Source organism: Enterobacter cloacae subsp. cloacae ATCC 13047, from assembly GCF_000025565.1.
In the GTDB taxonomy this organism is placed as follows: domain Bacteria; phylum Pseudomonadota; class Gammaproteobacteria; order Enterobacterales; family Enterobacteriaceae; genus Enterobacter; species Enterobacter cloacae.
This window is the reverse complement of sequence record NC_014121.1, coordinates 4,075,540-4,102,443: the sequence shown is the minus strand read 5'-3', so window position 1 is coordinate 4,102,443 and position 26,904 is coordinate 4,075,540. Positions and strand designations below refer to the sequence as shown.

Genomic DNA, 26,904 nt, shown 5'->3' with positions numbered 1-26,904 from the left:
ATAACATTGAGACGACATGCGGGCAATTTTATCCCGATGTTATTTTTTTGAGCTGTATCGCGAATCAAATTTATCTCAGCAATAAATGAGGTTTATTGAATGGTGTTTCATTCATGAGCCGATATATTGACCTTGAACGTAAAAATAAAACGACTCACGTTGTTCGAATAATGAGGTAAGTTATGTCTCGTATAGAACATGCTGTCCCCTACATAAACACTAAAAAAACCAATTACCGTTTCGTTGTGCTGGCATTAATTTTTATTGTGTATGCCATTAACTATGCTGACCGAACAAATATTGGTGCAGTACTGCCCTTTATCATTGATGAGTTTCATATTAATAATTTCGAAGCCGGTGCCATCGCCAGTATGTTCTTTTTGGGATACGCATTGAGCCAAATTCCAGCGGGCTTTTTTATCGCCAAAAAGGGTATTCGCGGCATGGTGGCGCTGTCGATATTCGGCTTCTCGGCGTTTACCTGGCTGATGGGCACGGCAACCTCGGTTCTTGGGCTGAAGTTTATTCGTCTGGGGCTGGGGTTAACGGAGGGGCCGTGCCCCGTCGGGCTGGCCTCCACCATCAATAACTGGTTTCCACCAAAGGAGAAGGCCACCGCCACCGGCGTCTACATCGCGGCCACCATGTTCGCGCCGATCCTCGTGCCGCCGCTGGCGGTGTGGATCGCCATGACCTGGGGCTGGCGTTGGGTCTTCTTCTCCTTCGCGATCCCCGGTCTGGTCATTGCCGTTCTGTGGTATCTGCTGGTGCGCACCAGACCATCAGAGAGCGCATTCGTCTCTAAAGCCGAACTGGAGACCATTACTGTGGGTCAGGAGACGCCGGATGCCAGACGGGAAAACATCGTGATTTCACCGGGCTTTGCGCGCCTTGACCGCCTGATTCGCGTGCGGGACTTAGCCCCGGTGAGCACGGTAAAAGGGCTGTTTACCTCGAAGAATATCCTCGGCGACTGTCTGGCCTATTTCATGATGGTCAGCGTGCTGTATGGCCTGTTGACGTGGATCCCGCTCTATCTGGTGAAAGAGAAAGGCTTTACGTTTATGAGCATGGGGCTGGTCGCCAGTATGCCGTGCATCGGCGGATTTATCGGGGCGATTTTTGGCGGTTACGTATCCGACAAACTGCTCGGCCGTCGGCGTAAACCGACCATGATGTTTACCGCCATCAGTACCGTGTTAATGATGGTCATCATGCTGAATATTCCGCAAAGCACCGTTGCGGTTTGCGTGGGGCTGTTTTTTGTCGGCCTCTGTCTGAATATCGGCTGGCCTGCTTTTACGGCTTACGGTATGGCCGTTGCGGACAGTAAAACGTATCCCATTGCTGCGTCAATTATCAATAGCGGCGGAAATCTCGGCGGATTTGTTTCCCCGATGCTGGCAGGTTTTCTGCTGGATAAAACAGGAAGTTTTAATTCTGTCTTTATTTATTTCGGTGTTTGTGCAGCGATTGGCCTGTTTGTGATTATGTTGCTGGATGAACCGAAATAAAAAATAAATTCCTTTTACCATAGTGGAGTAAATATATGCTACTGAAAGATAAAGTCGCCGTTATTACCGGCGCGGCTTCTGTACGCGGTTTGGGTTTTGCCACGGCTAAATTATATGCCGGGCAGGGTGCGAAGGTGGTGATTATCGATTTAGATGCTGAGGCCAGTCGGGCAGCGGCGGCGAATCTGGGTGAAGAGCATCTGGGCCTTGCGGCGAACGTCAGCAATGAATTACAGGTTAACGCCGCCATTGAGCAGGTGCTGGGTAAATACGGGCGCATCGATATTCTGGTGAATAACGCCGGAATTACTCAGCCGATTAAGCTGATGGATATTAAACGCGAGAATTACGACGCGGTGCTGGACGTCAGCCTGCGCGGCACGCTGCTGATGTCCCAGGCGGTGATCCCCACCATGCGCGCGCAGCAGTCGGGCAGCATTGTCTGCATTTCATCGGTATCAGCACAGCGCGGCGGCGGTATTTTTGGCGGCCCCCACTACAGCGCAGCTAAAGCAGGTGTGCTGGGCCTGGCGAAAGCGATGGCCCGCGAGCTGGGTCCGGATAACGTACGCGTAAACTGCATTACACCCGGCCTTATCCAGACGGACATCACCGCAGGCAAGCTCAGCGATGAGATGAAAACCGCCATCCTGGCGGGCATTCCGCTTAACCGCCTCGGCGACGCGCAGGATATTGCCCGCGCCGCGCTGTTCCTTGGCAGCGACCTTTCGTCTTACTCCACCGGTATCACGCTCGACGTGAACGGCGGCATGCTGATCCATTAAGGAGACTCGACGATGACGGATACCACAGTTCAACAGGTTGCCGCGGCGGCATGGCGTATTCGCCGCTATGCGCTGCGCATGGGCGAAGTGCAGGGGCAGGGCTACATCGGGCAGGCGCTGGGCTATGCCGACGTACTGGCCACCGCGTTTACCCACGGTATGAACCTCAAGCCGGACGAGCCGGAGTGGGAAGGTCGTGACCGTTTTCTGCTTTCCCACGGTCATTACGCCATTGCCTGTTATGCCGCCCTGATTGAAGCCGGGATCATTCCTGAAGAGGAGCTGGAGACCTACGGCTCGGACGACAGCCGCCTGCCAATGTCCGGTATGGCAACTTATACGCCGGGCATGGAGATCTCCGGTGGTTCGCTGGGACAGGGGTTAAGTATTGGGGTCGGCATGGCGCTGGGGCTGAAGCACAAGCAGAGCGCGGCATGGGTCGTTAACTCCATGTCGGACGGTGAGCTTGACGAAGGATCAACTTGGGAAGCGGCTATGTCTGCAGCGCACCATGGCCTGTCGAACCTGATCGTGCTGGTGGACATTAACCGCCAGCAGGCAGACGGCAATTCGCACAAGATCCTTGGCTTTGAGCCGCTGGAAGATAAATGGACCTCGTTCGGCTGGTATGTGCAGCGCGTAAATGGCAACGATGTCCCTGCGCTGGTGGCGGCGTTTGATAACGCCAGACGCTATCCGGAAAACCAGCCACGCGTCATTTTGTGCGACACGCTGATGGGCAAAGGTGTGCCTTTCCTCGAACAACGTGACAAGAACCATTTTATTCGCGTGGATGCTGACGAGTGGCAAAAGGCACTCGCCGTGCTGGATGCCAACAAACCTGAAGGAGTGCTGTAATGAGCCAGATAACGGAGAAAAAACCGCGTTTAACCACGTCGGCCATGATTGCCTCTATTGCGGAAGACGGCCAGGAGACGCGCTCTGCACCGTTCGGCCATGCGCTGGTGAAGCTGGCGGAACAGCGCCCGGAAGTTGTCGGTATGACGGCGGATTTGTCGAAATATACCGATCTGCATATCTTTGCGCAGGCGTATCCGGAACGTTTCTTCCAGATGGGGATGGCGGAGCAACTCTTAATGGGCGCGGCCGGGGGAATGGCAAAAGAGGGGTTTATTCCCTTCGCCACGACATATGCGGTCTTTGCCACCCGTCGTGCCTACGATTTTATTCATCAGGTTATCGCCGAAGAGCATCTCAACGTGAAGATATGCGCTGCACTGCCGGGGTTAACCACGGGCTACGGTCCGAGCCACCAGGCGACGGAAGATATTGCGATTATGCGCGGTATTCCGGGGATGACCATCATCGATCCCTGCGACGCGATAGACACCGAACAGGCTGTACCGGCGATCGCGGCGCACAATGGGCCGGTGTATATGCGACTACTGCGCGGCAAGGTGCCGGTGGTGCTGGACCAGTACAATTACCAGTTTACGCTGGGCAAAGCCGCGCTGCTGGAAGAGGGGAGCGACGTTCTGATCATCGCCTCAGGGCTAATGACCATGCGCGCGCTGGAGGCAGCAAAGCAACTGCGTAAGGATAACGTCAGCGTGGCGGTACTGCACTCGCCCACCATTAAACCGCTGGATGAGGAGACCATTCTGGCGCAGGCCGCGAAGCCGGGACGGCTGGTTATTGTGGCGGAAAACCACAGCAGCGTTGGCGGGCTGTGTGAGGCCGTCGCGTCGCTGTTAATGCGCAACCGCGTGAACGTGGATTTCGATACCGTCGCATTGCCGGACGCATTCCTTGATGCGGGGGCGCTGCCAACCCTGCACGACCGCTACGGGATCTCAACCACCGCTATGGTGGAGAAAATCCGACGCAGGCTCTGATCGTGACGGGGCGAGCGTTCCTCGCCCCTTTCCTGCTTCAGTAACCCACCTTATACACCCGCCCGGTCTGCACCCCTTCCACGCTGCGGCGATAGGCTTGCGCCACGGTGGCGGCCGGCACGCTTTCAAAGCCCGGGAAGAAGCCGTCGTACGTTTCGACCGATTCGGTGAGGACCGTCGGGCTTATCAGGTTGATGCGGATCCCGCGCGGCAGCTCGCAGGCGGCAGCGCGAACAAACCCTTCCAGCGCGGCATTCACCGTGGTGGCATTGACGCCCTGCGCGATGGGCTCGTGCGCCACAATCCCGCTAATCAGGGTAATGGAGCCGCCATCGTTCAGGTAGTGCTGGCCGGTCAGCGCCAGACGCACCTGTCCGAGCAGTTTATCCTGTAACCCCTGATTGAAATCGCTGTCTTTCATGGTGGCGAGGGGGCCAAAGTACAACCCGCCGCTGGCGGAGACAATCGCATCCACACGACCGACCTTCTCAAACAGCGCCTGCACGCTCGCCTGTGACGTAATATCCACCTGCTCATCGCCCTGCGTGCGGCCCACGCGGATCACTTCGTGGCGGCGACTGAGCGCCTCCGTTACTGCACGACCGACCGTACCGCTGGCACCAATAATGATGATTTTCATTGCCGACTCCTCATGTTGTGAGCCTTCATTCTTTAATAAATTAAAAGTCGGATAAACTGGGCTAAAGTTAGAAGATTGCTAACCAGAGGTTTGTAATATGGATAAGCTTCGCGGCATGGAAACCTTTATCGCCGTAGTGGAAAGCGGCAGTTTTACCGGGGCGGCCTCCCGGCTGGATATGTCGTCGGTGATGGTGGGGAAGTACATTGCGCTGCTGGAATCCGAGCTTGGCACCCGTCTGCTGGAGCGCAATACGCGACGTCAAAGCCTGACCGACGCCGGGCGGGTCTATTTTGACGAGGCGAAGCGGGTGCTGGAGCAGGTGGCCATTGCCGAAAGCGCGGTGGAACGTCTGCGCGCCGCACCGGCGGGCACCCTGCGCGTGACGGCACCTACGTCGTTTGGCGGCTGCGTTATCGCGCCGCTGACCGCCACCTTTCTGCAGCGCTATCCGGCAGTGCGTATCGAACTGGATCTCACTAACCGGATGGTGGATCTGGTGGAAGAGGGGGTCGATCTGGCCATTCGCATTGGTGATATTCGCAATGACGATCTGGTGGCGAAATACCTGTGCCCTTACAACATGGTGATCTGCGCGTCGCCGGATTATCTGGCGCGCCACGGTACGCCGCAAACGCCTGCCGATCTGGTGGACCATCTCTGCCTTTCCCACACGGTATGGACCGCGCGCAACGAATGGCGGTTGCCGGGTGTGGAGGGCGAAGTGCGCTGGAAGCGCGATGCCATTTTACGATGCAACGACGGCTACGGCTTACGCATGGCGGCGCGCGCCGGGGCAGGGCTGCTTCTGCAGCCGGAGGTGCTGGTGGCGGAAGAGCTGGCAAGCGGCAGGCTGGTTCGGGTTCTGGAGCCGTTTACACCCGCGCCGAGGCCGGTGCATTTACTGTGGCGTCAGGATTTACGTCCCCTCCCGAAGCTAACGGAATTTATTGCTCATATTCTGCTAAGATTGGGCACAATATAAAAAAGAAGGTAATCAAAGAATGTCTGCAAACAAACTCGCCAGCAGCGCGCAGGGCCTGCAATCTTCCGCCATCCGTGAATTATTAAAACATAGCAAAATGGCAGGCGTCATTTCGCTGGGTGGGGGTATTCCTAACCCGGCTTTGTTCGATCACGAAGGCCTGAAAATCGCCGCTGATGCCGTACTGTCGCAGCATTTTGGTGAAGCCTTCCAGTATGGTCTGACCGAGGGTGTGCCGGGACTGCGGGAAGAGATTCAGCGCATCTGCGAAGGGCGCGGGATCCGCTGCAAAGCGGATGATGTGGGCGTGACCTCCGGTTCACAACAATCCCTCGACGTGCTGGCGCGCGCGTTAATTAATCCGGGCGATACCGTCGTCGTCGAACGCCCAACCTATCTTGCTGCGCTGCAGGTCTTTGGTCTGGCGCAGGCGAATTTCGAATCCGTTGGCACCGATGGCGACGGCATGAAAGTGGATGAACTCGAAGCCCTGGTGGTAAATAAACCCATCAAAGCGGTTTATATTGTGCCGACATTTGGTAACCCGGGTGGCGTTACGCTGTCTGAGGCGCGCCGTAAACAGCTGGTGGAACTCTCGAAGCGCTATGACTTCGTGATTATCGAAGACGATCCGTACAGTGAAATTAATTACACCGACGAAGTTTTCCGCCCGTTAATTGCCCATGCCAAAGATATCGGCAACGAAGAGAACGTGGTGTATACCTCAACCTTCTCTAAAATTCTCGCGCCGGGCACCCGTGTGGGCTGGGTGCTGGTGCCGGAGTGGCTGAAGCGTGCGGTGGTGAACCTGAAGCAAACCACCGATCTGCACACCAGTACGCTGTCGCAGCTGATGACTTACGAATACCTGAAAACCGGGCGTCTGGCCGGGCAGATCAAAATGATCCGCGAAGCCTATCGTCAGAAGTATCAGACGTTCGCCAACGAACTGGAAGCCGAGCTGGGCGATGTGATGTCGTTCCACAAGCCGAAGGGCGGCATGTTCCTGTGGGCGAATATGAAAAATGGTAGTAATACCACGCGCTGGCTGGAAAAGACGTTAAGTAACGGCGTAGTATTTGTGCCGGGCGAATTTTTCTACTGCAATGAGCCAGACCATTCGACGCTGCGTATGTCGTTTGTAACGCCAACGGATGAAGAGCTGAAAGAGGCGGTTCGTCGCCTGAAAAAATCGCTGTAAAAGACCTGCGCATAATGGCGCTCCTGCCGTTATGCGCAATACGCGTTCAGGGCGGCAGGAGCCGCGATCGTCCATGGTGATCTCCATGTTTGAATTTCTGCTCGGTGTCGTTACGCACACACCCGCCTGGGTGTGGGTGCTGTTTATCTTCCTTATCTCCCGCGGCATTAAAGCCCGCAAGCCGGCCACCGTGACGCTGGAGCGGCTTGCTATCATTCCGGGCATTTTTCTTATCTGGGATATTTACGATCTGGTGGTCTATCGCACGCTGACTCCTGCGACTGTTGCATTGTGGACGGCGGGGATCCTTGCCGGTGCGGCACTGGGGTACTTTCTGATTAAGCAGGCGGCTATCACCCGAGCTGAGGCACCGCGCAGCCTCTACCGTCAGGCAGACTACACCGCGCTGCCGTTTATGATGCTGGCGTTCGCGGTGAAGTATGTGCTGGGCGTGATGAGCGCCATCTCTCCCCATACAATGCAGCAACCCGCCATGAGTGCGCTGGCAATTATCTCAGGCGGGGTATTTGCGGGCGTGTTTATCGGAAAATTTGCGCGTTATGTTGAGGTATATAACCGTAGCGTACCGCGCCCGGCGGAGTGACGTTACTCTGTCGCATGGGCCAGCGTGCGATCTGAAGCATCGCCGCTGAGGGCCCGCGTGACTTCATGGATCCGCCAGATTTTCCCTTCACGCAGCGCGGCAAACAGGTAAACCTCGATCTCTGCCTGACGACCGCCAGGATACGTGACCGTCACGATATGCCGGTCAGCCAGAAGTTCGTCATGACAGGCTATCTCCGCCACGGTAAAGGCGATCGTGCGAGTCTGCGAGCGGACGTGGCTCAGGTGCTGGATAAATCCCCGGTAATCAAGCGTGTGACCGTCCGTAACCTGCTGGTAATCGGGCGTAAAGACCTCTGCCGGATCGATATCGCCGTTGAATAAGCGGGTTAACAGGCACGCCATCTTTTCGCGCTGTGCGGCATTGTCGGTGTCGGCTATCAGGGATGTGATTATGCTCATTAAGGGCTCCTTATGTGGTTTAGTCGCCATTATCCTTGACAGCCGAAGACGCAGTTTCTGTAATACGCCGATGAATAACGGTTTTCGGTCAAAATGATATGGTCAGTACTGAGACGCTCCTTCATCCTGGCGGGTACCGAACCCCCTGGCACAGCCATCGCGCTGGGCAGCTGTGGCGCATTGCAACGGGTCTGCTGGTGATTGAGTCGCAGCAGGGGCGCTCGGTCGTACCGGCAAAACACATCGGCTGGATCCCGCCTGGCAATCAGCACGCCGCCTTTTCTGAAAGCGCGATAGAAGGCAGCGCCATCTATCTTGACCCCGCCTGCTGCGCAAGGCTTCCCGATGTGCCCGCCCTGTTCGAGCCCGACGATCTTACCCATGCACTGTTTTCCCGCTTAAGCGTTGCTGAAAGCGAGTACGATCCGCGAAAGCTCACCCTGCTGCTGGATGAGCTTGCCGTGGCACCTCAGGTGCACTTTACTCTGCCCGTGCCGACGGATCCGCGTCTGAAGGACGTAGTCAGGCATTTGCTGCAGTTTGTCGATGATAATCAGACGGTTGAGAACCATGCCCGCCAGGCGGGGATGAGCGTGCGTACGTTCAACCGTCGTTTTCGTGCCCAGACCGGAATGAACTTCGTTAACTGGCGGCAACTGGCGCGGGTAATGCAGGCAATGGAGTGGTTGGCCGCGGGGAAGCCGGTGGGATGGATTGCGCTGTCCTGCGGCTACAGCAGCGTCAGCGCATTCATTGAGGTCTTCAGCGCGTGGACCGGTAAAACGCCGGGGCAGTGGGCGCTTAAAGAAGCCCCTTTTGGGCGAAGGTAATGCGCGTGGCGTCGTTGAGATGCGTAATTTTTCCTGGTTACTCATAATTAACGTCCTGTTTATAAATATAAAATAGGTGCGGTATGATGCCCTCACCCCGGCCCTCTCCCACAGGGAGAGGGAGAAAACCACCTCAACCCAGCAACGCGATTCCAGCCTCCGTCCCTGTAAGTGCTCAGGGATAGGCTCCAGCAGCATTGGGCGGAGCAGGGCAAAAGTCGAAGCAAGACGACCGCAGAGGGCTATTTTTCTCGCGGGATTGGTCTCTTCCACCAGCGCTTCGCAATAGCGTTGGCAATTGTCGGCAAGATCGATGAAGTCGGTGTTGCAGTCGAAAGGGGTCGTGAAAAGTGCGTTACTGGTGGTCATATGACAGTTTCCATTAAGTGATTAAGACTCTGCCAGAGAAATGCCAATTTCCCGGGTGGCAGGACTGAACGGAGTTGGCATTACCGGCCTTAATGGACACCGGCGCGTCTTGCGACGCCCCCGCCCAGCCCACCATTGGAATGTAGCCAGACGCACGGCGCAACAAGAGCTTACGCCGCCATTAAGTTTAACCGGGATGCCAATCCCGACGCCAGATTTTGCTGGCGTGGGAGGAACATACGCCCGAAAAGCCGTTAGAAAAAGTGGGGATGAAGGGATAAGTTACATTCTGCGAGGCTGCTTCAGAAAAAATGGAAAATGAGGAATGCGTTCAAGCCAAAAATGTTTCACCTGATGAGCAAATATTTTCCGCCGCACATAATACTGCCGGTTTATAAAATTAGGAATTTATAAAGGTCTATTTTATCAACATTGCGGTCAAAGTGGCGTATGGTATTTATTCTTAATAAGAATGGCTATGAAGGTGTGTATGGATACCGTCGAGGCGCTTAATGGAACCTACTTCTATAAAGGAATTTGCAACATATCGGCTGGTGAACTGTTTTTCTGGATTTTGTTAGATAAAATTGAAGAGCAGTTTGGCGGCATAGAGGATGCACTAACAATGAGTTGTATCATTTTAGGATTGCCGATATTAAAGACCAGAAATAAGCCCTACGGAACAACAGCAGGAACATCTATAGCATCAAAATATTTACGTCAATATCTCAATGTAGAGTTACCTGTAAGATTACCGACGTTAACTGAAGCGAGCATTGCCACTTTAAAACCTAAGTATGTGACAAATTTGGGGGCCTTTATCGGGAGAGGCCTACCAGTGATTGGCTGGACATTGGTAGCCAGCGATTTGGCTCAAATATGCTATAAGACACTTAAAATGTATAACACGATTGCTCATAAGAAAGACCGGATATGGTAACTGAACAAGAGGTTTTGGCTTTTTTTCAGAATGAATTGCCCGTTATGGGTACATTTACCGGCAAGCTCATACCTTTGCAGTTAGATGATATTTTACAAGACTATGCAGAGGATGATGATTTAGCCATCTGTATGGATAAATTCAGCGAACGATTCAATATTGATATAACGCTGATGAATTACAATGCCTATTACCCATGGTTTCACACATGGTTTTTTCGAAAATGGTTTACGGATAAACCCGTAAAGCAAATTTCTAAGCCTTTAACGGTGAGGATGTTCGCCGAATCTGCGAAAGCGGGAAGATGGTTATATGATTAATAAGGAGGAAAATGATGGCTGTACCGGTCCATTTATGGCTAAAAGATGATGCAGGGAATCTGATTAAGGGGTCATCTGACGTAGAACATAGAGAAGGGAGTATTGAATTACGTGGTTTGACACATAATTTAAGTATCCCGGTTGATGGGACAACAGGAAGCCTCACCGGAACACGTCAGCACGCTCCTTTCCTGTTTGAAAAAGAAATTGACAGCGCATCCCCCTATCTTTATCGGGCTGTTGCAACAGGGCAAGCTCTCAAATCTGCAGAGGTAAAGTGGTACCACATTAATGATGCAGGGCAGGAAGTCGAATACTTCAATATTTTACTGGAAAGTGTAAAAGTTGTTTCTATTACGCCAATTATGCACGATACACGTAACTGTCCGGGAACAGGGCACATGGAAAGCATTCAACTGCGCTACGAGAAAATCACATGGCGTTATGTTGATGGAAATATTCAATACTCCGATGCCTGGAATGAGCGAGCTACGGTTTGAAGTGCAACAAACTGCCTCCGCTCTATAAATTGAGTGGAGGCATGCCCTGTTCATCCTGCAAAGATCACCGCTCCCTCAGCGCTTCCTTCGCCCGGTTAAACGGCTTAATCATATAATCCAGCACCGTTTTCTCCCCGGTTTTAATATCCACCGTCGCAATCATCCCAGGCACAATTGAGAAGTGCCTGCCTGCTTTATTCACCAGGTAATCCTGGCTGGTGCGGATAAACACCCGGTAATAGAACACTTCCGGCTTGGCTTCGTCCTGGATGGTGTCCGGGGAAATCGTCTCTACCACCCCGTGCAGCCCGCCGTAAATGGCGTAGTCGTAGGCGGTGATTTTGACCAGCGCTTCCTGGTTCGGGTGGATAAAGGCGATATCGCGCGGCGAGAGGCGAGTTTCGATCAGCAGGTGATCGTCCACCGGCACGATCTCCATCAGCTCGCCGTTGGGCGGGATCACGCCGCCGATGGTGGTGACCTTGATGTTTTTCACGATCCCGCGCACCGGCGATTTCACCGTCAGGCGCGTGACGGAATCCTGACGGCCTTTCAGGATCGCCGAGACCATATCCACCTCCGCGTTGGCTTTGGAGAGCGCCTCGCGCGCCTGAACGTAATACTGCGAGCGCACGTCGGTGAGCTTCAGCTCCAGGTCACTTTTCTGCCGCTGCAGGCGTAGCACCTCTACGTGGCTGGCGGCCCCGGTTTTAACCAGCCGCTGGGTGATCGCCAGCTCCTTATTGGCGAGATCGAGCGCGGCACGCAGCTCCCGCTGGGTATCCTCAAGTTGCGCGCGGCGGGAGTTGTAGAGCCGCGTTTCGTCCGCAATCAGCTCCGGCCATTCCTTCAGCGAAGGGGGGAATTTAAGCGGCAGATCGTTCACCTCGGCATACAGGCGCGCGCTGGAAGCCAGCGAGGCGCGATAGCGTGCCGCACTTTCGCCGACGTTTGATTCTGAACGCGTGGGATCAAGGCGCGCCAGCACTTGTCCGGCCTGCACCTGATCGCCCTCGTGGACGTTCAGCTCGGTGAGGATCCCCCCGTCCAGCGACTGTAAAACCTGCTCGCGCGAGCTGGGGATCACTTTGCCGGTACCGGTTGAGACCTCATCCAGCACGCCAAACCAGGCCCAGATCCCGAGGACGATAAACAGCAGCAGAGAGAGGATCACGATTCGTCGCGCGCCGGTGTAGCCGCTTTCAGAACCGAGCGCATTATCCAGATCGTCCATTGCCGCGGCATCATGCTGACTGATTTTCATTTTTCCACTCCCTTGCGGCGGCTGCCTGCTGTTGTTGCATGCGGCTGTTGTTCAGCGCCTGCGCTTTCGGGGCATCCATCACCAGCATGCCCTCCTTGAGCACCACCACCCGCTCGACCAGTTCCAGCACCGGCACGCGATGGGTGGCGACGATCAGCGTACGGTGGCCGAGCCAGGCGCTCAGACGCTGGATAAATTCCCGTTCGGTATGCTCATCCAGCGAGGCGGTGGGTTCGTCCATCAGGACGATATTCGGGTCGCGCAGCAGCATACGCGCCAGCAAAATAGACTGCCGCTGGCCGCCGGAGAGCCCCACGCCGTTCTCCATGATCGGATAGTCCAGCCCCTTCGGTAGCTTCTGCACAAAGCTCGCCGCGCCGGTTAACTCCAGTGCGGCGAAAATCTCGTCGTCGGTGGCGCGCGGCATGCCGAGGGTGATGTTTTCCCGCAGGGTGCCGTAAAACAGCCGTGCGTTCTGGGTCATAAAGCCGACGTTGCGCCGGACATCGGCGACGTCGAGGTGCGGCAGGCTGAGGTTGTCGAGCCGCAGCTCGCCGCCGGCCAGATCCATCCCGCCTGCCATCGCCTGCAGCAGGGTTGATTTGCCCGCGCCGTTACGCCCGAGGATCGCCACTTTCTCACCGGGCTTGATCTCCAGACGGTTGATGCGCAGCGCCATGCGCGGATCCTCCGGGTGATAGCGAAACTGCGCCTGCTCGAACAGGTAGTGACCGCGCAGCACGTCCAGGCGGATCGGCGTCTCCTCGCGCTGGTTCTCGGTAGGTAACTGCATAATGCTGTCCAGCCCCTCTTTTGCCGCTTTCACCTGCTGCCAGCGGGCCAGCACGCCGCACAGCGTCGCCATGGGGGCGATCATGCGCGAGGCCAGCATCGAGGCGGCGACCACCGAACCGGTGGTCAGCGTGCCGTCGATCACCATCGGTGCGCCAACCACGATCACGGCGGCGTAAACCAGGCTCTGGATGGTCATCCCCCAGCTGATCAGATTCTGCGTCAGCTCGCGGGTACGCAGGCCGGATTCCGCGGTGATCTGGATATAGCTGTTCCACTGCTGCAAAAAGCGGTTTTCCGCCTGCATCAGCTTGATGTCCTCCAGCCCCTGCACGCTTTCTACCAGCACCGCGTTGCGCAGGGTCGATTCATGGGCGGATTGTTTCGCCAGCTCCGCCAGTTTCTTCTGCAGCAGCAGGCCGGGCAGAACCATGATCACCGCTGCCACCGGGGCGATCCACGCCAGCTGCGGGGCGATAATCGCCAGCACCACCACAAACAGTAAGAAGAAAGGCAGATCGACAATCGTCGAGATGGTGGAGGAGGTGACCATCTCGCGGATCTGCTCCAGCTCGCGCAGCTGGGAGATAAAGCTGCCGGTAGAGCGTGGGATCGCGCTGTTGCGCAGCCGCAGGGCGTGACCGAACACGCGATCCGAGACGCGCAGATCCGAGCGTTTGCCCAGCAGATCCATAATGTGCCCGCGCGCCACGCGCAACACGAAGCCGAACAGGGTGGCGATCAGCACCCCGATGGTCAGTACGTACAGCGTCGGATAGGACTGGGCGGGGATCACCCGGTCATACACCTGCATGGAAAAGACAATCCCGGAGAGCGACAGCACGTTGATAAACAGCGCGGCGAGCATCACCCAGCTGTAGGGGCGCAGGTCGCGCATTACCAGCCGGTAGAGCCAGTCCGGGCGGTATTTTGAGATATAGGCGTCCACCCGGCTGTCCTTCAGCGCTGCCAGCGGACGCAGGGCGATGACGTGGCGGATGGCGGGCAGCATCGCCGTCATCGACAAACGGTTGGTGTAGGTCTGGTCGTCAAAGAAACTGACCTCCAGCGTATCGTCGCCGTCGAAATGTTCGATCACGCCAACCCTGCCGTCGTTTAGCGCCACCACCACCGGCAGACGCCAGCTGTTGATCGACTGCTGGCTGGCGGTAAGCAGCTGAAACGACAGCCCCGCCTCGCGGGCGAGCTGGGTGAGGGCGGGCACCATCGGTTTGCCTTTCAGCCACGGTGCGCCTGCCAGCAGCGCGCCGGGAGAGCAGGCGACGCGGTAGCGCGTGGCAATAAAGCCAAAGGCCTGCGCCCACTGGGCCAGGGCATCATCCGTCATGGGCTCAGCTTGCGGCATATCACGCTCTTTCATGGCTGGATCTCCACGGTCTGGATGGTGCGGTTATCAAGATCGAACGCATGGCGCAGCTGCCCGGTGTTGTAGAGGCAGTTGAGCTGCAGCTGATGCAGCTGGCCAAGGGTCTGTTGCTGGGTGAAACGCGCCTGGTAGACCTCCTGCTCGGCGTTGAGCACATCGAGCAGCGGGCGTGAGCCAAGGTCAAGATACTGCTGCTGATACAGCTCGCGGGTGCGGGCGCTGAGCGCCTCCTGACGACCCTGGATCTGCAGGGTGCTGAGCAGGCTCATCACCTGACTGCGCGCCTCAAGCAGCTTCTGGCGAACTTCAAGGCGGGTGCGCTGAATGGTGGATTGCGCCGCTTCCACCGCGTGTCCGGCAGCGTTACGCCGGGCGGTGAGGCCGCCGCCCTGATAGAGCGGCATTTGCACTTTCACCCACGCGGAGTATTGCGTGCGATCCCGCGTTTCGTTACCCGCATAGCGGTCGTTGAGGTAGTGACGCACTTCCGGCTCCAGCGAGACGGTCGGAGTCATCTGGGCGTTGGCGTAGTCAAGGTTGGCCTGCGCGACGTTAGCCTGCGCCCAGGCCGCTAACACCGCTGGCACCAGACGATCGTCCGGTTCGGCGATATCACAGCTGCGGGCCAGCTTTTGCGGAAAATCGTTGCCCACCTCGTTGAGGGTGTTCCAGCCGAGAAAACTCATCAGCGTGGCGCGGGCGCTGTCGAGGCTGGCCTGGTACTGCATGAGCTGGGCGCGGGCCCCTTCGATACGGGCATCGGTCTGCACCACGTCAGAGAGCGAGGTGGCCCCTTCGTCGTTACGCTGGCGGGTCAGCTTGCCAATGGAGGAGAGAGCGTCGAGCTGTTCTTTTGCGGTATCGACCATCTGCTGCCAGGTTTGTACTTCCACCATGGCGATGGCGGTATCGTGGGCGATGGTGTCGATGCTCACCAGCACGTTGGCCTGCTGCTGGGCAACCCCGGCGTTTTCGGCACGCACTTGGCTTGCTACCTTGCCAAAGTCGTACAGCATCTGGGAAAGAGAGAGCACCAGCGATGGCGTAAAGCCATTATCGTCGCCGTCATGGGTATAGCCATTGTCCATACCGGCGTTAATTTGCGGGTAGTATTTCGATTTGGCGACGTCCACCTCTTCACTCTGTTGGTAGAGTTTTCCTACCGCTTCACTGATGGCCGGGTGCCAGGTGACGGCGCGGTTGACGGCGTCGCCAAGCTGCAGCGTGCCGGGGGCGGCGTTGCCCGCCACAGGCGCCACGCGGCCATTCAGGGAGGGGAGTTCCTGCGTTTCGCGAAGTTGTCCGGTATTAATCATCGCCGCCGGATTAGCGGAGAGTGCGGGCACAGATATCAGGCAGCACGAGAGCCACCAGTAAGGCATCATCTTTCCCATGTCATGTCCCTAATAAAAAATAAGTACAGCTTTATTGTTTATGCCCGGGCGCAGTGCGCCCGGGTCAGGTACTACAGGTGCTATCAGGTCACGATGTGTTGCTGGTTAACTAACTCGTCGTAGGTGGTCTGGACGTTATCAAGCGTCACGAGCGTGGTATTGGTATAGGTGCTTCCTGTACCGTCACGGTCGATGGCGATCACGGTACTGCCATTGCTGTTCGTCACATGCAGGTAATTACCGAGCGTTGACGCACTGCCGTTCCAGCCCACCAGCAGATCGCCGATGTCAATTTTGTCTCCCTGGGCCAGCGAGAAGTTGGTCCAGTGATCGCCGGCGGTACTGCTGACGTTACCCGCGGTGGCGTTGCCTGCGGTGCTGTTCAGCACCTGATAAATCAGCGTATCGCCGTACGCGGTGCCGGTAATGACATCGTTATGCTCAGAACTGACGAACTGCGGCGCCATATTGATGGTCAGCGTGGCAGTGTCCGTATTGCCGTTGGCATCGGTGAGGGTGTAGTTGAAGACCTCCTTCGACGTGATGGTTGAGAGCGACACCCCGCTGTTGAGGGTGTAGGTGTAGTGGCCGTCTGCGCCAATCGACAGCGTGCCGTAATGACCCGTGACGTTGACCAGCGTGCTGCCGGTGTAAGGATCCAGCGTGGTGGTGGTGCCGTCGAAGCCGGTAATGGTCACGCGGGTATCGACCGACTGCAGCTGATCCATCGCCCCGGCGGAATCTGTACCGTCGAAGATATTGCCGTCAACGGTGTGGCCGCTGGTGGAGTCGAACTGGGTCAGCGAGTAGGTGGTACCGTTCACGCTCGGGGTGATGGTGATATTGCCCACGCTCAGCCCCGGTACGCTGCCGGTATAGCTCAGCGTATAGGTCCCGGCGTTCAGATCCAGCCCAGTCAGGGGCACGTCGATACTGCCGCCCAGCAGCGAGCCGCCGCTGAAGGAGCCGGTGCGGATAACACCGTTGGCATCACTGATCGTCCAGTTCACCGTCAGCCCGCCCAGCGCCAGCAGCGACGCGACGTCAAAGTGCAGCGACGCGCTATGCAGGGCGGTGTTCGGATCCACCACAAAGGTCCCGCTTCCGCTGCCCGTGGTGGTACCTAGCAACGAGGTGGTCCAGCTGGCGCTACCGACGGTGGTGTCAGAGTAGGCCGAGGTATGGTGTACCGACGTGACACTCATCTCGGTGCTGACATCGTTCACCGCATCCATTGCCCGCGCGGTTGGGGTAATGTTGAGTGAGCCCGTATCTTTCGCGCCGTTTGGTGCCGTAATGGTATAGACGAAGGTGTCCGGCGTGCTGATATGGTCCGCACCCACGCCGCTATTCAGGGTGTAGGTGTACTGGCCGGACGAATCAATGGTCAGCGTGCCGTATTCTCCCTGAATGTCGGTTGTTCCACTGCTGTTAACCGCCACACCGTTCACTTCCGTCACCACCGTGCCATCCGGCACCGGATCGTTCGCCAGCACATCCCCCGTGGTGCTTTCCCCGATGCTGGAGACGCTGTAGACATGATCCTGCAGCACGCTCAGGGTGTAGGCCGTCAGCGCGGTGATCCCTGCCGCCGTATTGAGCAGGAACAGATACTCCCCGGCAGGCAGGTTCAGCGTCAGCTGCGAGGAGGTGCCGCCCAGCAGCGGCGCACGCAGCCAGCCCGGCTCAACGCGCATCTGCTCGAAGGTCTGGGTTGCGTTGTTGAACTTATAGACGTACAGGTCGAACACCGATGCCAGGGCTACACCCCCCACGGAGGCCTGAATCGTCATGGTGCGGGTTGTACCTTCCTCCACGGTGTAGATGATCGGGTTGGTCATGTCGTCCAGCAGGTTCAGCCCCAGCGTGTTGCCGAGATTGATCCCCACCAGGGTAAAGCCGCTTTGCGATGATGTGCCGTTATCGATGGCCTGGACGGTGGTGTCGAAGGTCAGGGAAGCCGCGTCGTCTACGGCGACAATGCCATTCGCCACGCTGCCCGAACCGAGCGACAGCACAAGGTTCGCCGACGCGCTGACACCGTTATGGGTAATGGTGTAGGTGAAGCTCTCCGTGCGGCCAATCACCGCGGCACTGGTGTCGGTGAGGTTGTAGGTGTAGCTACCGTCGCGGTTAATGGTCAACGTACCGTACTGCCCCTGAATCACCGTGCCGTCGGCGTTAACGCTGGTGGTGACCCCCAGCGCGTTGGTCACGGCGGAGACGGTCGTACCTGCCGGGGCGTTATCGCTGCCTGCGGTAGGATCGGTATCCAGGATCACGTTACCGTCCAGGCTGGTGTCGCCCGTTACAGTCCCGGCGCTGGTCTCTTTCACCGCCACATCCAGGCTGGTGTACGAGCCGGTTGCCAGCAGGTTGGTGTTGTAGCTCAGCACGCGATACTGGCCATCAGCGAGCCCGGTCAGGTTCAGCGACACGCCGGTGGCCCCAAGGGTCAGCAGGTCGGCGAACTGCGGTTGTCCGGTATCCACGACGGTGGTCCAGGTGTTGTTGACGGTATCGAAACGCTGCACCACCAGCTCCAGGGTGTTGAGCAGCGAAAGCACCGCCCCCGTGGCGTTGGCATTGACCACAATATCCGCACTGCCGCCGCTGCCCACGTTGAACTCAACCTGGGCTGTATCGTTGCCCAGCAGGGTCAGCACGTTGCCTACGGCACCCACCAGCAGGAAGCCATAGTCGCTGTACTGGCTGTTGGTGACGGTGGCGGTGGTACTGAGATCCAGCTCTTCAACGTTATTGCTGGCAGAGAGCGGCACCACCGGCGCAAGGACCGAGCCCGGCTGCGAGGTGTTACCCGCCGCATCGGTGGCCGTGATCTGCAGCGTCTGGCCTTCGGTCTGCTTGTTGAGGAAGGTGTAGCTGTAGGCGCCATTGCTGTCTGCGGTGGTGGTCACCGTTGACCCGTCCGCGAGGCGGATGGTGACGGTGCTGCCCGCTTCCGCCGTACCGGTCAATACGCTGCCGTCAGCGTTAAAGGTCCCGGCAGGCGCGTTTGGCGCCGTCACGTCGACGATAACGGTTGTCGAGAGCGAGATCGGGCTGGTGCCGGCTGAGTTGGTTGCCGTGGCGGTAAAGGCGTGTGAGCCCTCGCTTAATGCCGGGGTCGTAAAACTCCAGTTACCGCTGGCATCCGCCACTACCGTACCCATCGACACGCCGTTGTTATACAGCGTGACGGTGGCGTTCGGCTGTGCGGTGCCGCTCAGGGTTGGCGTGGTGTCATCGGTGGTTTTACCGTTGGTCAGCCCTCCGGTAACGCTACCGACGTTATCGTCAATGTTGGCGATAACCGGTGCGTTTGGAATGTTGGTTGATGGCGCAACCACCGAGGCGCTGACGCCAGCGTTACCGGCCTTATCGGTCGCGTAGACCAGCAGGGCTTCACCGTTGGTCTGCGCCGTGGTGAGGGTAGCGCTAAAGTTGCCGTTACCGTCTGCCGTCGCGGTACCGAGCACCGTGCCGTTACCGCTGGTGATGGTGACGGTGCTGCCCGCTTCCGCGGTACCGGTGACCTGGGTTCCGTTAGCGATCACCTGCAGGCTGGTCGGTGCGCCCGGTGCCGTCAGGTCCACCAGGATTGTGGTCACGGTTGATGGCGCGCTGGTATTGCCCGCGGCATCGGTGGCGGTGGCGGTGAAGCTGTGCGAACCTTCCGTCAGCGTGGTGGTGGTTTGCGCCAGCGTCCAGTTGCCGTTGGCATCGGCGGTGACCGTGCCAACCAGCGTGCTACCGTCGTAGATACGCACCGTCGCATTGGCTTCGACGGTACCGCTCAACGCTGGTCGGGTGTCGTTGGTCGGGTTATTGCCCGTCACCGGCCCGGTAACGCTGCCCACGTCGTCTACAATCGCGCTGATGACCGGTGCGGCTGGCGCGGTGGCATCCACGTTGATCACATACCCGTTGGTGGGTGCGCTGGCGTTGCCCGCCGCATCGGTGGCGGTGAACGTCAGGCTGTGCTGACCATCGCTGAGCGCCGGGGATGGCGTAAAGCTCCAGTTACCGCCGGTGGCGACAACGCTGCCAATCTGCACGCCGTTATCGAAGATTTTCACCGTCGCGCCCGCTTCCGCCGTCCCGGTGAGGGTTGGCTGCGCGTCGTTGGTCAATCCGCCATTGGCGACAGGCGTGGCGGCATTCCCGACGTCATCCACAATGCTGCTCAGCACCGGCTGCGCAGGCGGCGTGGTGTCAATGGTCAGGTTGAAGGTCGCTGACGGCGCGCTGGTGTTACCTGCCGCATCCGTCGCCTGAGCCGTAAAGCTATGAGGACCGGTTGCCAGCGTGGTGGTCAGCAGAATGCTCCAGTTTCCGCTGGCATCCGCGGTACCGGTGCCCACCAGCGTCGTTCCTTCATAAATGTTCACCGTGGCAAACGGCTCGCTGGTACCGACGAGACGCGGAATGGTGTCGTCGGTGCTTTGTCCGGAGCTGACAGGGCCGGTGATCGTGCCCACGTCATCAACCGCCTGGCTGATAACCGGCGCGTTAGGCGCAGTGGTATCCACCACCAGCGTAAAGTCAGGCGATGCGGGGCTGACGTTGCCCGCCGCATCGGTGGCCGTGACGGACCAGGTGTGACTACCATTCGCCAGCGCTGTGGACGGGGTAAAGCTCCACGCGCCGCTGCCGTCAGCCTGGGCGGTGCCGACCTGCTGGCCGTCCTGATAGACAGTGATGGTCGCGTTGGCCGCGGCTGTGCCGCTAAGGGTTGGGGTGGTATCGTCCGTGCTCTGCCCGGAGGAGAGCGGTGTCTGAACGCTGCCCACGTTATCGCTCGCGGTCAAAATGGACGGCGCTGTTGGTGCGGAGGTATCCACCGTCAGGTTAATCGGTGCCGACGTGCTGCCGGTATTGCCTGCAGTATCGGTGGCGTTGAAGGTGATGGCATGTGGCCCTTCGGTGAGCGCGGTACCCGGGGTGAAGGTCCAGTTCCCCTGAGCATTGACGACCGCGGTGCCAATCTCGCTGCCATCAACAATGATGTGCACCGTGGAACCGACTTCGCCCGTGCCGTTGAAGGTGGGTTTTGTGTCGTTGGTGCTGTTGCCGCTGGTGAGCGTCCCGGTGACCGGACCGACATCGTCAATCACACTGGTAACCACCGGCGCGGAAGGACCTGCGGTATCAACCGTGAAGACGAAGACCGGCGAGTTGGCTGAGACGTTACCGGCGGCATCGCTGGCGTTGATGCGAATGTTATAGCTGCCATCTCCCAGCGCCGGATTAGGGGTAAAGCTCCAGTTGCCGTTGCTGTCTACCGGTGCGGTACCGATCTCCACGCCATTGTTCAGGATGTGGATGGTACTGCCGACGGCGCCTGTCCCGCTGAGCGTTGGCGTGGTGTCATTAGTGACCTGGCCGGTGGTGAGATTACCGACAATCCCGCCCGCCACGTTGTCGCTGACGGTTTCCAGCACGGGGACCGCTGGCGCCGTCAGGTCAACCACCACGCTCCAGGCGTTTGACGACAGGCTGACGTTACCCTGCGGATCGGTGGCCTTGACGGTGAAGCTGTGTGACCCTTCGACGAGGGCGGTCTCAGGCGTAAAGCTCCACGCGCCGGTACCGTCCGCCGTGACGATGCCAATCTGCGTATTGCCATCAAAGATCGTCACCACGCTGTTCGCTTCCGCCGTACCGGAGAGGGTAGGCGTTGCGTCGTTGGTGGTATTGCCGCTGACCACGGTCGTGGCGGTGTTGCCGACATCATCGGTGACGTTAACAATCACCGGGGTGGTGGAGCTGGTATCAACCACGATGGTGAAGCCTGCCGATGGCGCACTCTGGTTGCCCGCCGGATCGGTTTCACGGATGGTCAGGACGTTATTGCCCTCCGCCAGCGCGGACGGCGTGAAGCTCCAGTTACCCGTCTGGCCGACCACGGTGGTGCCCAGCAGGGTGCCGTTGCTGTAAATGGAGATGGTATCGCCCGCCGTGCCGCTACCGGTCAGGGTTGGGCGGTTGTCATTGGTGGTCTGCCCGTCCGTGAGTGGACCGGTGCCCGGGCCGACATCATCAATAACTGCGCCAATGGCAGGCGCGTCAGGGGCGGTGAGATCAACAGTGACGGTCGCCACTGGCGAACGTCCGCTGGTTTCGCCATTCAGCGTGGCGGTGACCTCAAAGGTGTGCGCTCCTTCACCCAGCGGCAGAGCTGGCGTATAGCTCCAGTTGCCGTTTGCATCGGCGGTTACGGTTGGCAGCAGAACCTGCACGCCATCCTGATAGACAGTGATTATGCTGCCTGGCTCTGCCGTCCCGACGAGGGTCGGCGTCGTGTCGTTGGTGGTTTTGTCTTTCACATCGCCCGTAACCGGGGCCGTATCGTCGTTGATGACCGTAATGACGGGAACGTCCGGGAGGTTCGGCTGCGTACCGGTGACGGTATAGGAGGCTTCAGGGCTGAGATTCCCTGCGGCATCGGTGGCGGTGATGGTCAGCGCCGCGCCGTCCTGCTGGGCCGGGCTGAGCGCCACGGAGAAGTTGCCGCCTGAAACCACCCCGGTACCGATCACGTTACCGCTGGCGTCTGTAACGATAATGGTGGCACCCTCTTCGCCGGTACCGGTCAGCGGCGTCCCCTGTGCAGCCACGCTGATATTGTCCGGCGCTGCCGGAAGCACGGTATCCACCGTGACGGCAAGCGGCGCAGAGCTTCCTGAAGGGTTACCCGCCGGGTCGACCGACGAGACGGTGAAGCTGTGTGGGCCTTCCGCCAGTGTGGTGTCGGCGGTCCAGCTCCAGGTACCGTCCGGCTGGACGGTGACCAGGACTGTGGATGGCGTACCGTCCACGCTGACAATCACGGTGGAGCCCGGCTCGCCGGTGCCGTTGAGTGTTGGCGTACCGTCGCGGGTATAGAGCGTCCCGTTGGTGAGCTGGCTGTCTTCAACGCTGTTGATCAGCGGGATCTCAGGTGCAGTGGTATCGACGGTGACGGTAAAGACCGGGCTGAGTGCGCTGACGTTACCCGCAGCGTCGACTGCCGCAACGGTGATGTTCAGCGGGCCATCCGTCTGTGTGGGCAGGGTGAATGACCATTCGCCGTTAGCCACAACCACGCGTCCAAGCTCGACGCCATTGTTGTAGACGATTACCGTTTCACCCGTCACACCGGTTCCACCGACGGTTGGTGTGGTATCCGTAGTAACACCGCCATTCGGCTCACCGGCGATGGCGCCAATCACCGGGGTATCCGGTGCGAGGGTATCGACGGTGATAGTGATCCCCGTAGATGGGTCAGAGACGTTACCCGCCTCGTCGGTGGCGGTAGCGGTAAATTCGTGGCTGCCCTCGTCAATGGCGCTTTCAGGACGCCAGCTCCAGTTGCCGTTGCCGTCTACCGTGACGGTACCCACGGCGGTTGGCGTGCCGCCATCAACGCTGTCGTAAATGGTAATCACATCATTTGGCGTACCGGTGCCACTCAGTACCGGACGCGGATCGTTGGTGGTTTCGCCATCGGCAACCGGGCCGGTTATCTGGCTGACGCTGTCGGTAATGACCGGGACCGCGGGCGCGGCAGGCGCGTCGGTGTCGATGGTGATAGTCACCGGCTGGGACGGGGCGCTTTCGTTACCCGCGCCGTCCTTGTTGGTGACGGTCAGGGTAATGTCATAGGTGCCGTTGGGCAGTTCGGCGGGTGGCGTCCAGCTCCAGTTGCCGTCGCCGTCCACCACGGCGTCACCGATTTTGTCGGTGCCGTTGTAAATCGTCACCGTATCGCCCGGATTACCGGTACCGCTCAGCGTCGGCGTGGTATCACGGGTGGTTTCCCCCGGGTTCAGCGACGTGGGTGCTGAGCCATCCGGGTTAACGGTGATGGCTGGCGTGTCCGGTGTGGCCGGTGCGACGGTATCAATCACCAGCTCGAACGGATCAGAAATCGAGGTATTCCCGGCGGCATCTGTGGCATGGATCGTCAGCGAATGCGGGCCGTCGGTGAGCGGCGTGGTAGGGGTAAAGCTCCAGCCGCCGCTGCCGTCGAGCGTTGCGGTACCGAGCAGCGTGGTGCCGTCATACACGGTGATGACCGTGCCATCCGGGGCGCTCCCCTGAAGTAACGGCTGGGTGTCATCCGTGGTATCGCCGCTGCTGAGCGGGCCTTTAACGTCTCCGGCGTCGTCGGTGACGGTTGCCAGCGTCGCGACCGGCGGTGGGGTGGTATCAACGGTAAAGGTAAATCCACCGGATACCGGGCTGGTGTTACCGGCGACGTCGGTGGCGATCGCGGTCAGGGTATGCGCACCGTCGCCAACCGGCGTGGTGGGCGTAAAGGTCCACGCGCCGCTGCTACCGACCACCGCGGTGCCAATATCGACGCCATCCAGACGGATGGTGATCGTTGAGCCGGGTTCACCGGTACCGTTGAGCGTCGGCGTTGCGTCATTGGTGGTGTCGTTGGCACCCACCGGGCCGGTGCCCCCAGGGACATTATCGACAAGCTGGGTGATGGCGGGCGCATCAGGCGCCGTTCCGTCAATGGTAATGGTCCAGGCGTTTGAAACGTTACCGTTGCTTGATGTCGCCGTCAGTACATGGGCACCTTCGGCCAGCGGGGTGGATGGCGTAAAGGTCCACTGGCCAGATGATGGAACAACGACCGTGCCGAGGACGTCGCCGCCGCTATGGATGGTGATGGTCGAGCCTGGCTCCGCCGTGCCGTTCAGGGTAGGGGTGCGGTCATTGGTGATCCCATTCTGGCTGATGGGGCCTGTGACGCCGGGTTGATCATCCACCACAGAGAGGATATCGGGTGTCGTGTCCGGTGCGGTGAGGGACGCCGCCGGACTCTGGTTGCCCGCCGCGTCAGTGGCTACTACCGAAAGCTGCTCGCCGTTTGTTTGTGCAGGCGAAAGGGTCGCAACAAAGTTACCGTTGCCGTCAGTGGTGGCGCGGCCAATCACGTCGCCGTTGCTGTTGGTGATGACGATTTTGCTGCCTGGCTCGGCGGTGCCGGTAACCTGGGTTCCCACCGGGTTAATGGCAATAACGGGCAGCGCCGGTGGCGTGGTATCGACGGTAAAGTTTACCGGCTGCGATTCTGCGCTCTGGTTGCCCGCCGCATCGGTTTGTTTAATGGTGATCGAGTGCGGGCCTTCCGCGAGCGGATTGTCTGGCCTGAGACTCCAGGTGCCGTTTGGCAGCACGGTGGTTTGCCCAATCAGCACACCATTGTCATAGACCTGGATTGTGCCGCCAGGCTCTCCCCGTCCCGCCAGCAGTGGTTCAGAGGAGTCGGTGAACTGGCCTGCGGTAATTGCGCCTTTAATGGCCCCGGTCTCATCGCTCAGTACAATCGCCGTTGGCGTTGCCGGAGGGGTGAGATCCACGGTGAGGGTGAATACCGGAGAGGCGGGTCCGGTGTTGCCAGCGGCATCGGTTGCCCGGACGGTGAACTGGTGGGTGCTTTCACCCAGATTGACCGATGGCGTGAAGGTCCACGTGCCGTTGCTGCCGGTGACCGCCGTGCCAATAGCGACAGAGCCGTCATAGATGGTTACGGTGGAGCCTGGTTCGGCGGTACCCGAGAGCTGAGGACGCGGATCGTTAGTGCTGCCTCCGCTGCTTACCGTTCCTTTGCCGGGATCAATATCGTCCGTTGCGCTGCTAATGGTGGGCGCGCCGGGCGCAACCGTATCGACAACAAAACTGACGGCAGCGGATGCCGGGCTGGTATTGCCTGCCGCATCGGTCGCGGTTGTGGTAATGGTGTGGCTGCCGTTGGTGAGATCGGTGGTGGGGGTAAAGCTCCAGCTACCTTTAGCATCCACCGTGGTGGTGCCAATCTGCTTGCCGTTATCGTAGAGAGTGATGGTGCTGCCTGGCTCGCCGATACCGCTGAAGGTCGGGCGGGCATCATCGGTGCGCTGGCCGTTTTCCAGCGGGCCCGCTTTGTCGCCGGCATCGTCATTTACCAGCAGGATGTCCGGGGCATCCGGCGCGGTGGTGTCCGGAGCGGTTACGGTCGTGCCCGGGCTGGTATTTCCGGAGGAATCCGTCGCGGTGGCGGTAATTTGTTCGCCGTTAGTCAGCGGCGTCCCCAGGTCGATGGTGAATTTACCGTCGCTGCCGGTTTTACCGGTGCCGATGACGTTGCCGTCGGCGTCTTTCAGCGTGATGGTACTGCCCGGTTCGGCGGTACCGGAGACGGTTTTACCATCCGGCGAGAACTGCAGGCCGGACGGCGCATTCGGCGGAGTGGTATCCGGATCGGAAGGGTTTGTCGGCGTGCCGGGGTTGCTGCCGTTGTCATCATCGTCATCCCCACCGCCGCCACCGCCGGTGCTTGCCGCCGCCGCGATGCCACCCGCAGCGACAATGCCACCCAGTACCCAGGGCCAGATGGCCGCGCCGCCTGCATCACTTCCGGATGCGGCAAGCAGGACGTCAGTGGAGGCAATAGATTCATAGGTGGCCGCCCCGGCGGGGTCCTGAATCCACCACAGCGCCCCCTCACTGTCCTGCAGTACCAGCTGGCTCGCCCCTTGCGCATCGGTGACGAAGAAATTTTTAACGGTAATCACCTCGCCGGAGTGTAGCGTGATCACCAGATCGTTACCGTTGCGGGCGAAGTCAGCGACATTGGCTCGCTCTACCTTAAGCTCAACGATAGAGGAATGGCTCAGCGTAACCTGAGTGCCTTCCGTGGTGGTTTCCACACCCGTAAGTTTCGATATAACAGAGATTTGGCTCATTTAGTGAGTACTCCAGCAGAGTTATCGTTAACGGCGAGCAAGATGAGCCATCTCTGTTAAGGGTAAAGCGCGCCCCCGGCGGAGTAACTGTTATTTAAAACAGCGCTCACCGTATTTATTTTCAGCGCGAACGATGCCCGCCAGAATGCAGAGTGGCAACATCAGAGCGAATCTATTTATTTGAGAAAAACTATCAACAATGTGATTTTGTCTTTTATATAACCTTGTATTTAATAGAGGAATTAATCCGGGACGGTATGAAAATGATATAGTCAGAAAAGTCTGGATATGCAAATTAAGCTTTAGTAAACATGGCGCAAGGATGTGAAGAGGGCATTGCTTTATAGATTTTGTTTATAATTTAAAGTTTGTAAGCC

Annotated in this window: 17 protein-coding genes; 11 read left to right on the top strand and 6 right to left on the bottom strand. The window is 58.5% G+C overall.

The window, feature by feature from the left end; translation table 11 throughout:
- Positions 1-182: 182 nt before the first annotated feature.
- From ECL_RS19940 to ECL_RS19925, 4 genes are read left to right on the top strand one after another with little or no spacing between them, the layout of a single operon-like run.
- Positions 183-1,514 (top strand): MFS transporter, encoded by a 1,332-nt coding sequence (locus tag ECL_RS19940; RefSeq protein ID WP_013098401.1) that lies wholly within the window; start codon positions 183-185, stop codon positions 1,512-1,514.
- Positions 1,515-1,549: 35 nt separating this feature from the next.
- Entirely contained in the window at positions 1,550-2,299 is a 750-nt protein-coding gene (locus ECL_RS19935) for an SDR family NAD(P)-dependent oxidoreductase (RefSeq protein ID WP_013098400.1), read from the top strand.
- Positions 2,300-2,311: 12 nt separating this feature from the next.
- On the top strand, positions 2,312-3,157 hold the full coding sequence (locus tag ECL_RS19930; protein WP_013098399.1) for a transketolase: 846 nt from the start codon (positions 2,312-2,314) through the stop codon (positions 3,155-3,157).
- Entirely contained in the window at positions 3,157-4,155 is a 999-nt protein-coding gene (locus ECL_RS19925; protein ID WP_013098398.1) for a transketolase family protein, read from the top strand. The genes ECL_RS19930 and ECL_RS19925 overlap by 1 nt, the downstream gene beginning before the upstream one ends.
- A gap of 37 nt (positions 4,156-4,192) precedes the next feature.
- Here ECL_RS19925 and ECL_RS19920 read toward each other — a convergent pair whose 3' ends face one another.
- Positions 4,193-4,795 carry a short chain dehydrogenase gene (locus ECL_RS19920; RefSeq protein ID WP_013098397.1) on the bottom strand — a complete coding sequence of 201 codons (603 nt, stop codon included), beginning with the start codon at positions 4,793-4,795 and terminating at the stop codon, positions 4,193-4,195.
- A gap of 97 nt (positions 4,796-4,892) precedes the next feature.
- Between ECL_RS19920 and ECL_RS19915 the strand changes: the two genes are divergently transcribed.
- From ECL_RS19915 to ECL_RS19905, 3 genes are all read left to right on the top strand, one after another.
- Positions 4,893-5,780 (top strand): LysR family transcriptional regulator, encoded by an 888-nt coding sequence (locus ECL_RS19915; protein WP_013098396.1) that lies wholly within the window; start codon positions 4,893-4,895, stop codon positions 5,778-5,780.
- A gap of 19 nt (positions 5,781-5,799) precedes the next feature.
- The gene (locus ECL_RS19910; protein ID WP_013098395.1) at positions 5,800-6,981 is read left to right on the top strand and encodes an aminotransferase-like domain-containing protein; all 1,182 of its coding nucleotides are present in this window, start codon (positions 5,800-5,802) and stop codon (positions 6,979-6,981) included.
- A gap of 85 nt (positions 6,982-7,066) precedes the next feature.
- On the top strand, positions 7,067-7,585 hold the full coding sequence (locus tag ECL_RS19905; protein ID WP_040023548.1) for a DUF6622 family protein: 519 nt from the start codon (positions 7,067-7,069) through the stop codon (positions 7,583-7,585).
- A 2-nt stretch (positions 7,586-7,587) separates the two neighbouring features.
- Here the strand turns inward: ECL_RS19905 and ECL_RS19900 are convergent, their stop codons facing one another.
- A complete protein-coding gene (locus ECL_RS19900; RefSeq protein ID WP_013098393.1) occupies positions 7,588-8,007 on the bottom strand; it encodes a nuclear transport factor 2 family protein in 420 nt (139 codons plus the stop codon).
- A 98-nt stretch (positions 8,008-8,105) separates the two neighbouring features.
- Between ECL_RS19900 and ECL_RS19895 the strand changes: the two genes are divergently transcribed.
- The 4 genes from ECL_RS19895 (at position 8,106) to ECL_RS19875 (ending at position 10,966) form a co-directional block, all read left to right on the top strand.
- Positions 8,106-8,837, top strand: a complete 732-nt coding sequence (locus ECL_RS19895) for a helix-turn-helix domain-containing protein (RefSeq protein WP_013098392.1) — start codon at positions 8,106-8,108, stop codon at positions 8,835-8,837.
- A gap of 859 nt (positions 8,838-9,696) precedes the next feature.
- Entirely contained in the window at positions 9,697-10,146 is a 450-nt protein-coding gene (locus ECL_RS19885) for an STM2901 family protein (protein ID WP_040023496.1), read from the top strand.
- Positions 10,140-10,466 (top strand): DUF1493 family protein, encoded by a 327-nt coding sequence (locus ECL_RS19880; RefSeq protein ID WP_040023494.1) that lies wholly within the window; start codon positions 10,140-10,142, stop codon positions 10,464-10,466. The genes ECL_RS19885 and ECL_RS19880 overlap by 7 nt, the downstream gene beginning before the upstream one ends.
- Positions 10,467-10,480: 14 nt before the next feature.
- Positions 10,481-10,966 (top strand): Hcp family type VI secretion system effector, encoded by a 486-nt coding sequence (locus tag ECL_RS19875; RefSeq protein ID WP_044157496.1) that lies wholly within the window; start codon positions 10,481-10,483, stop codon positions 10,964-10,966.
- Positions 10,967-11,030: 64 nt separating this feature from the next.
- Here ECL_RS19875 and ECL_RS19870 read toward each other — a convergent pair whose 3' ends face one another.
- From ECL_RS19870 to ECL_RS19855, 4 genes are all read right to left on the bottom strand, one after another.
- Complete coding sequence (locus ECL_RS19870) at positions 11,031-12,200, bottom strand: beta-barrel domain-containing protein (protein ID WP_086528237.1); 1,170 nt, start codon at positions 12,198-12,200, stop codon at positions 11,031-11,033.
- Positions 12,201-12,210: 10 nt separating this feature from the next.
- Entirely contained in the window at positions 12,211-14,403 is a 2,193-nt protein-coding gene (locus ECL_RS19865; RefSeq protein WP_013098388.1) for a type I secretion system permease/ATPase, read from the bottom strand.
- The gene (locus ECL_RS19860) at positions 14,400-15,803 is read right to left on the bottom strand and encodes a TolC family outer membrane protein (protein ID WP_013098387.1); all 1,404 of its coding nucleotides are present in this window, start codon (positions 15,801-15,803) and stop codon (positions 14,400-14,402) included. The genes ECL_RS19865 and ECL_RS19860 overlap by 4 nt, the downstream gene beginning before the upstream one ends.
- 83 nt (positions 15,804-15,886) lie before the next feature.
- On the bottom strand, positions 15,887-26,527 hold the full coding sequence (locus tag ECL_RS19855) for a BapA/Bap/LapF family large adhesin (RefSeq protein WP_013098386.1): 10,641 nt from the start codon (positions 26,525-26,527) through the stop codon (positions 15,887-15,889).
- Between the last annotated feature and the right edge of the window lie 377 nt (positions 26,528-26,904).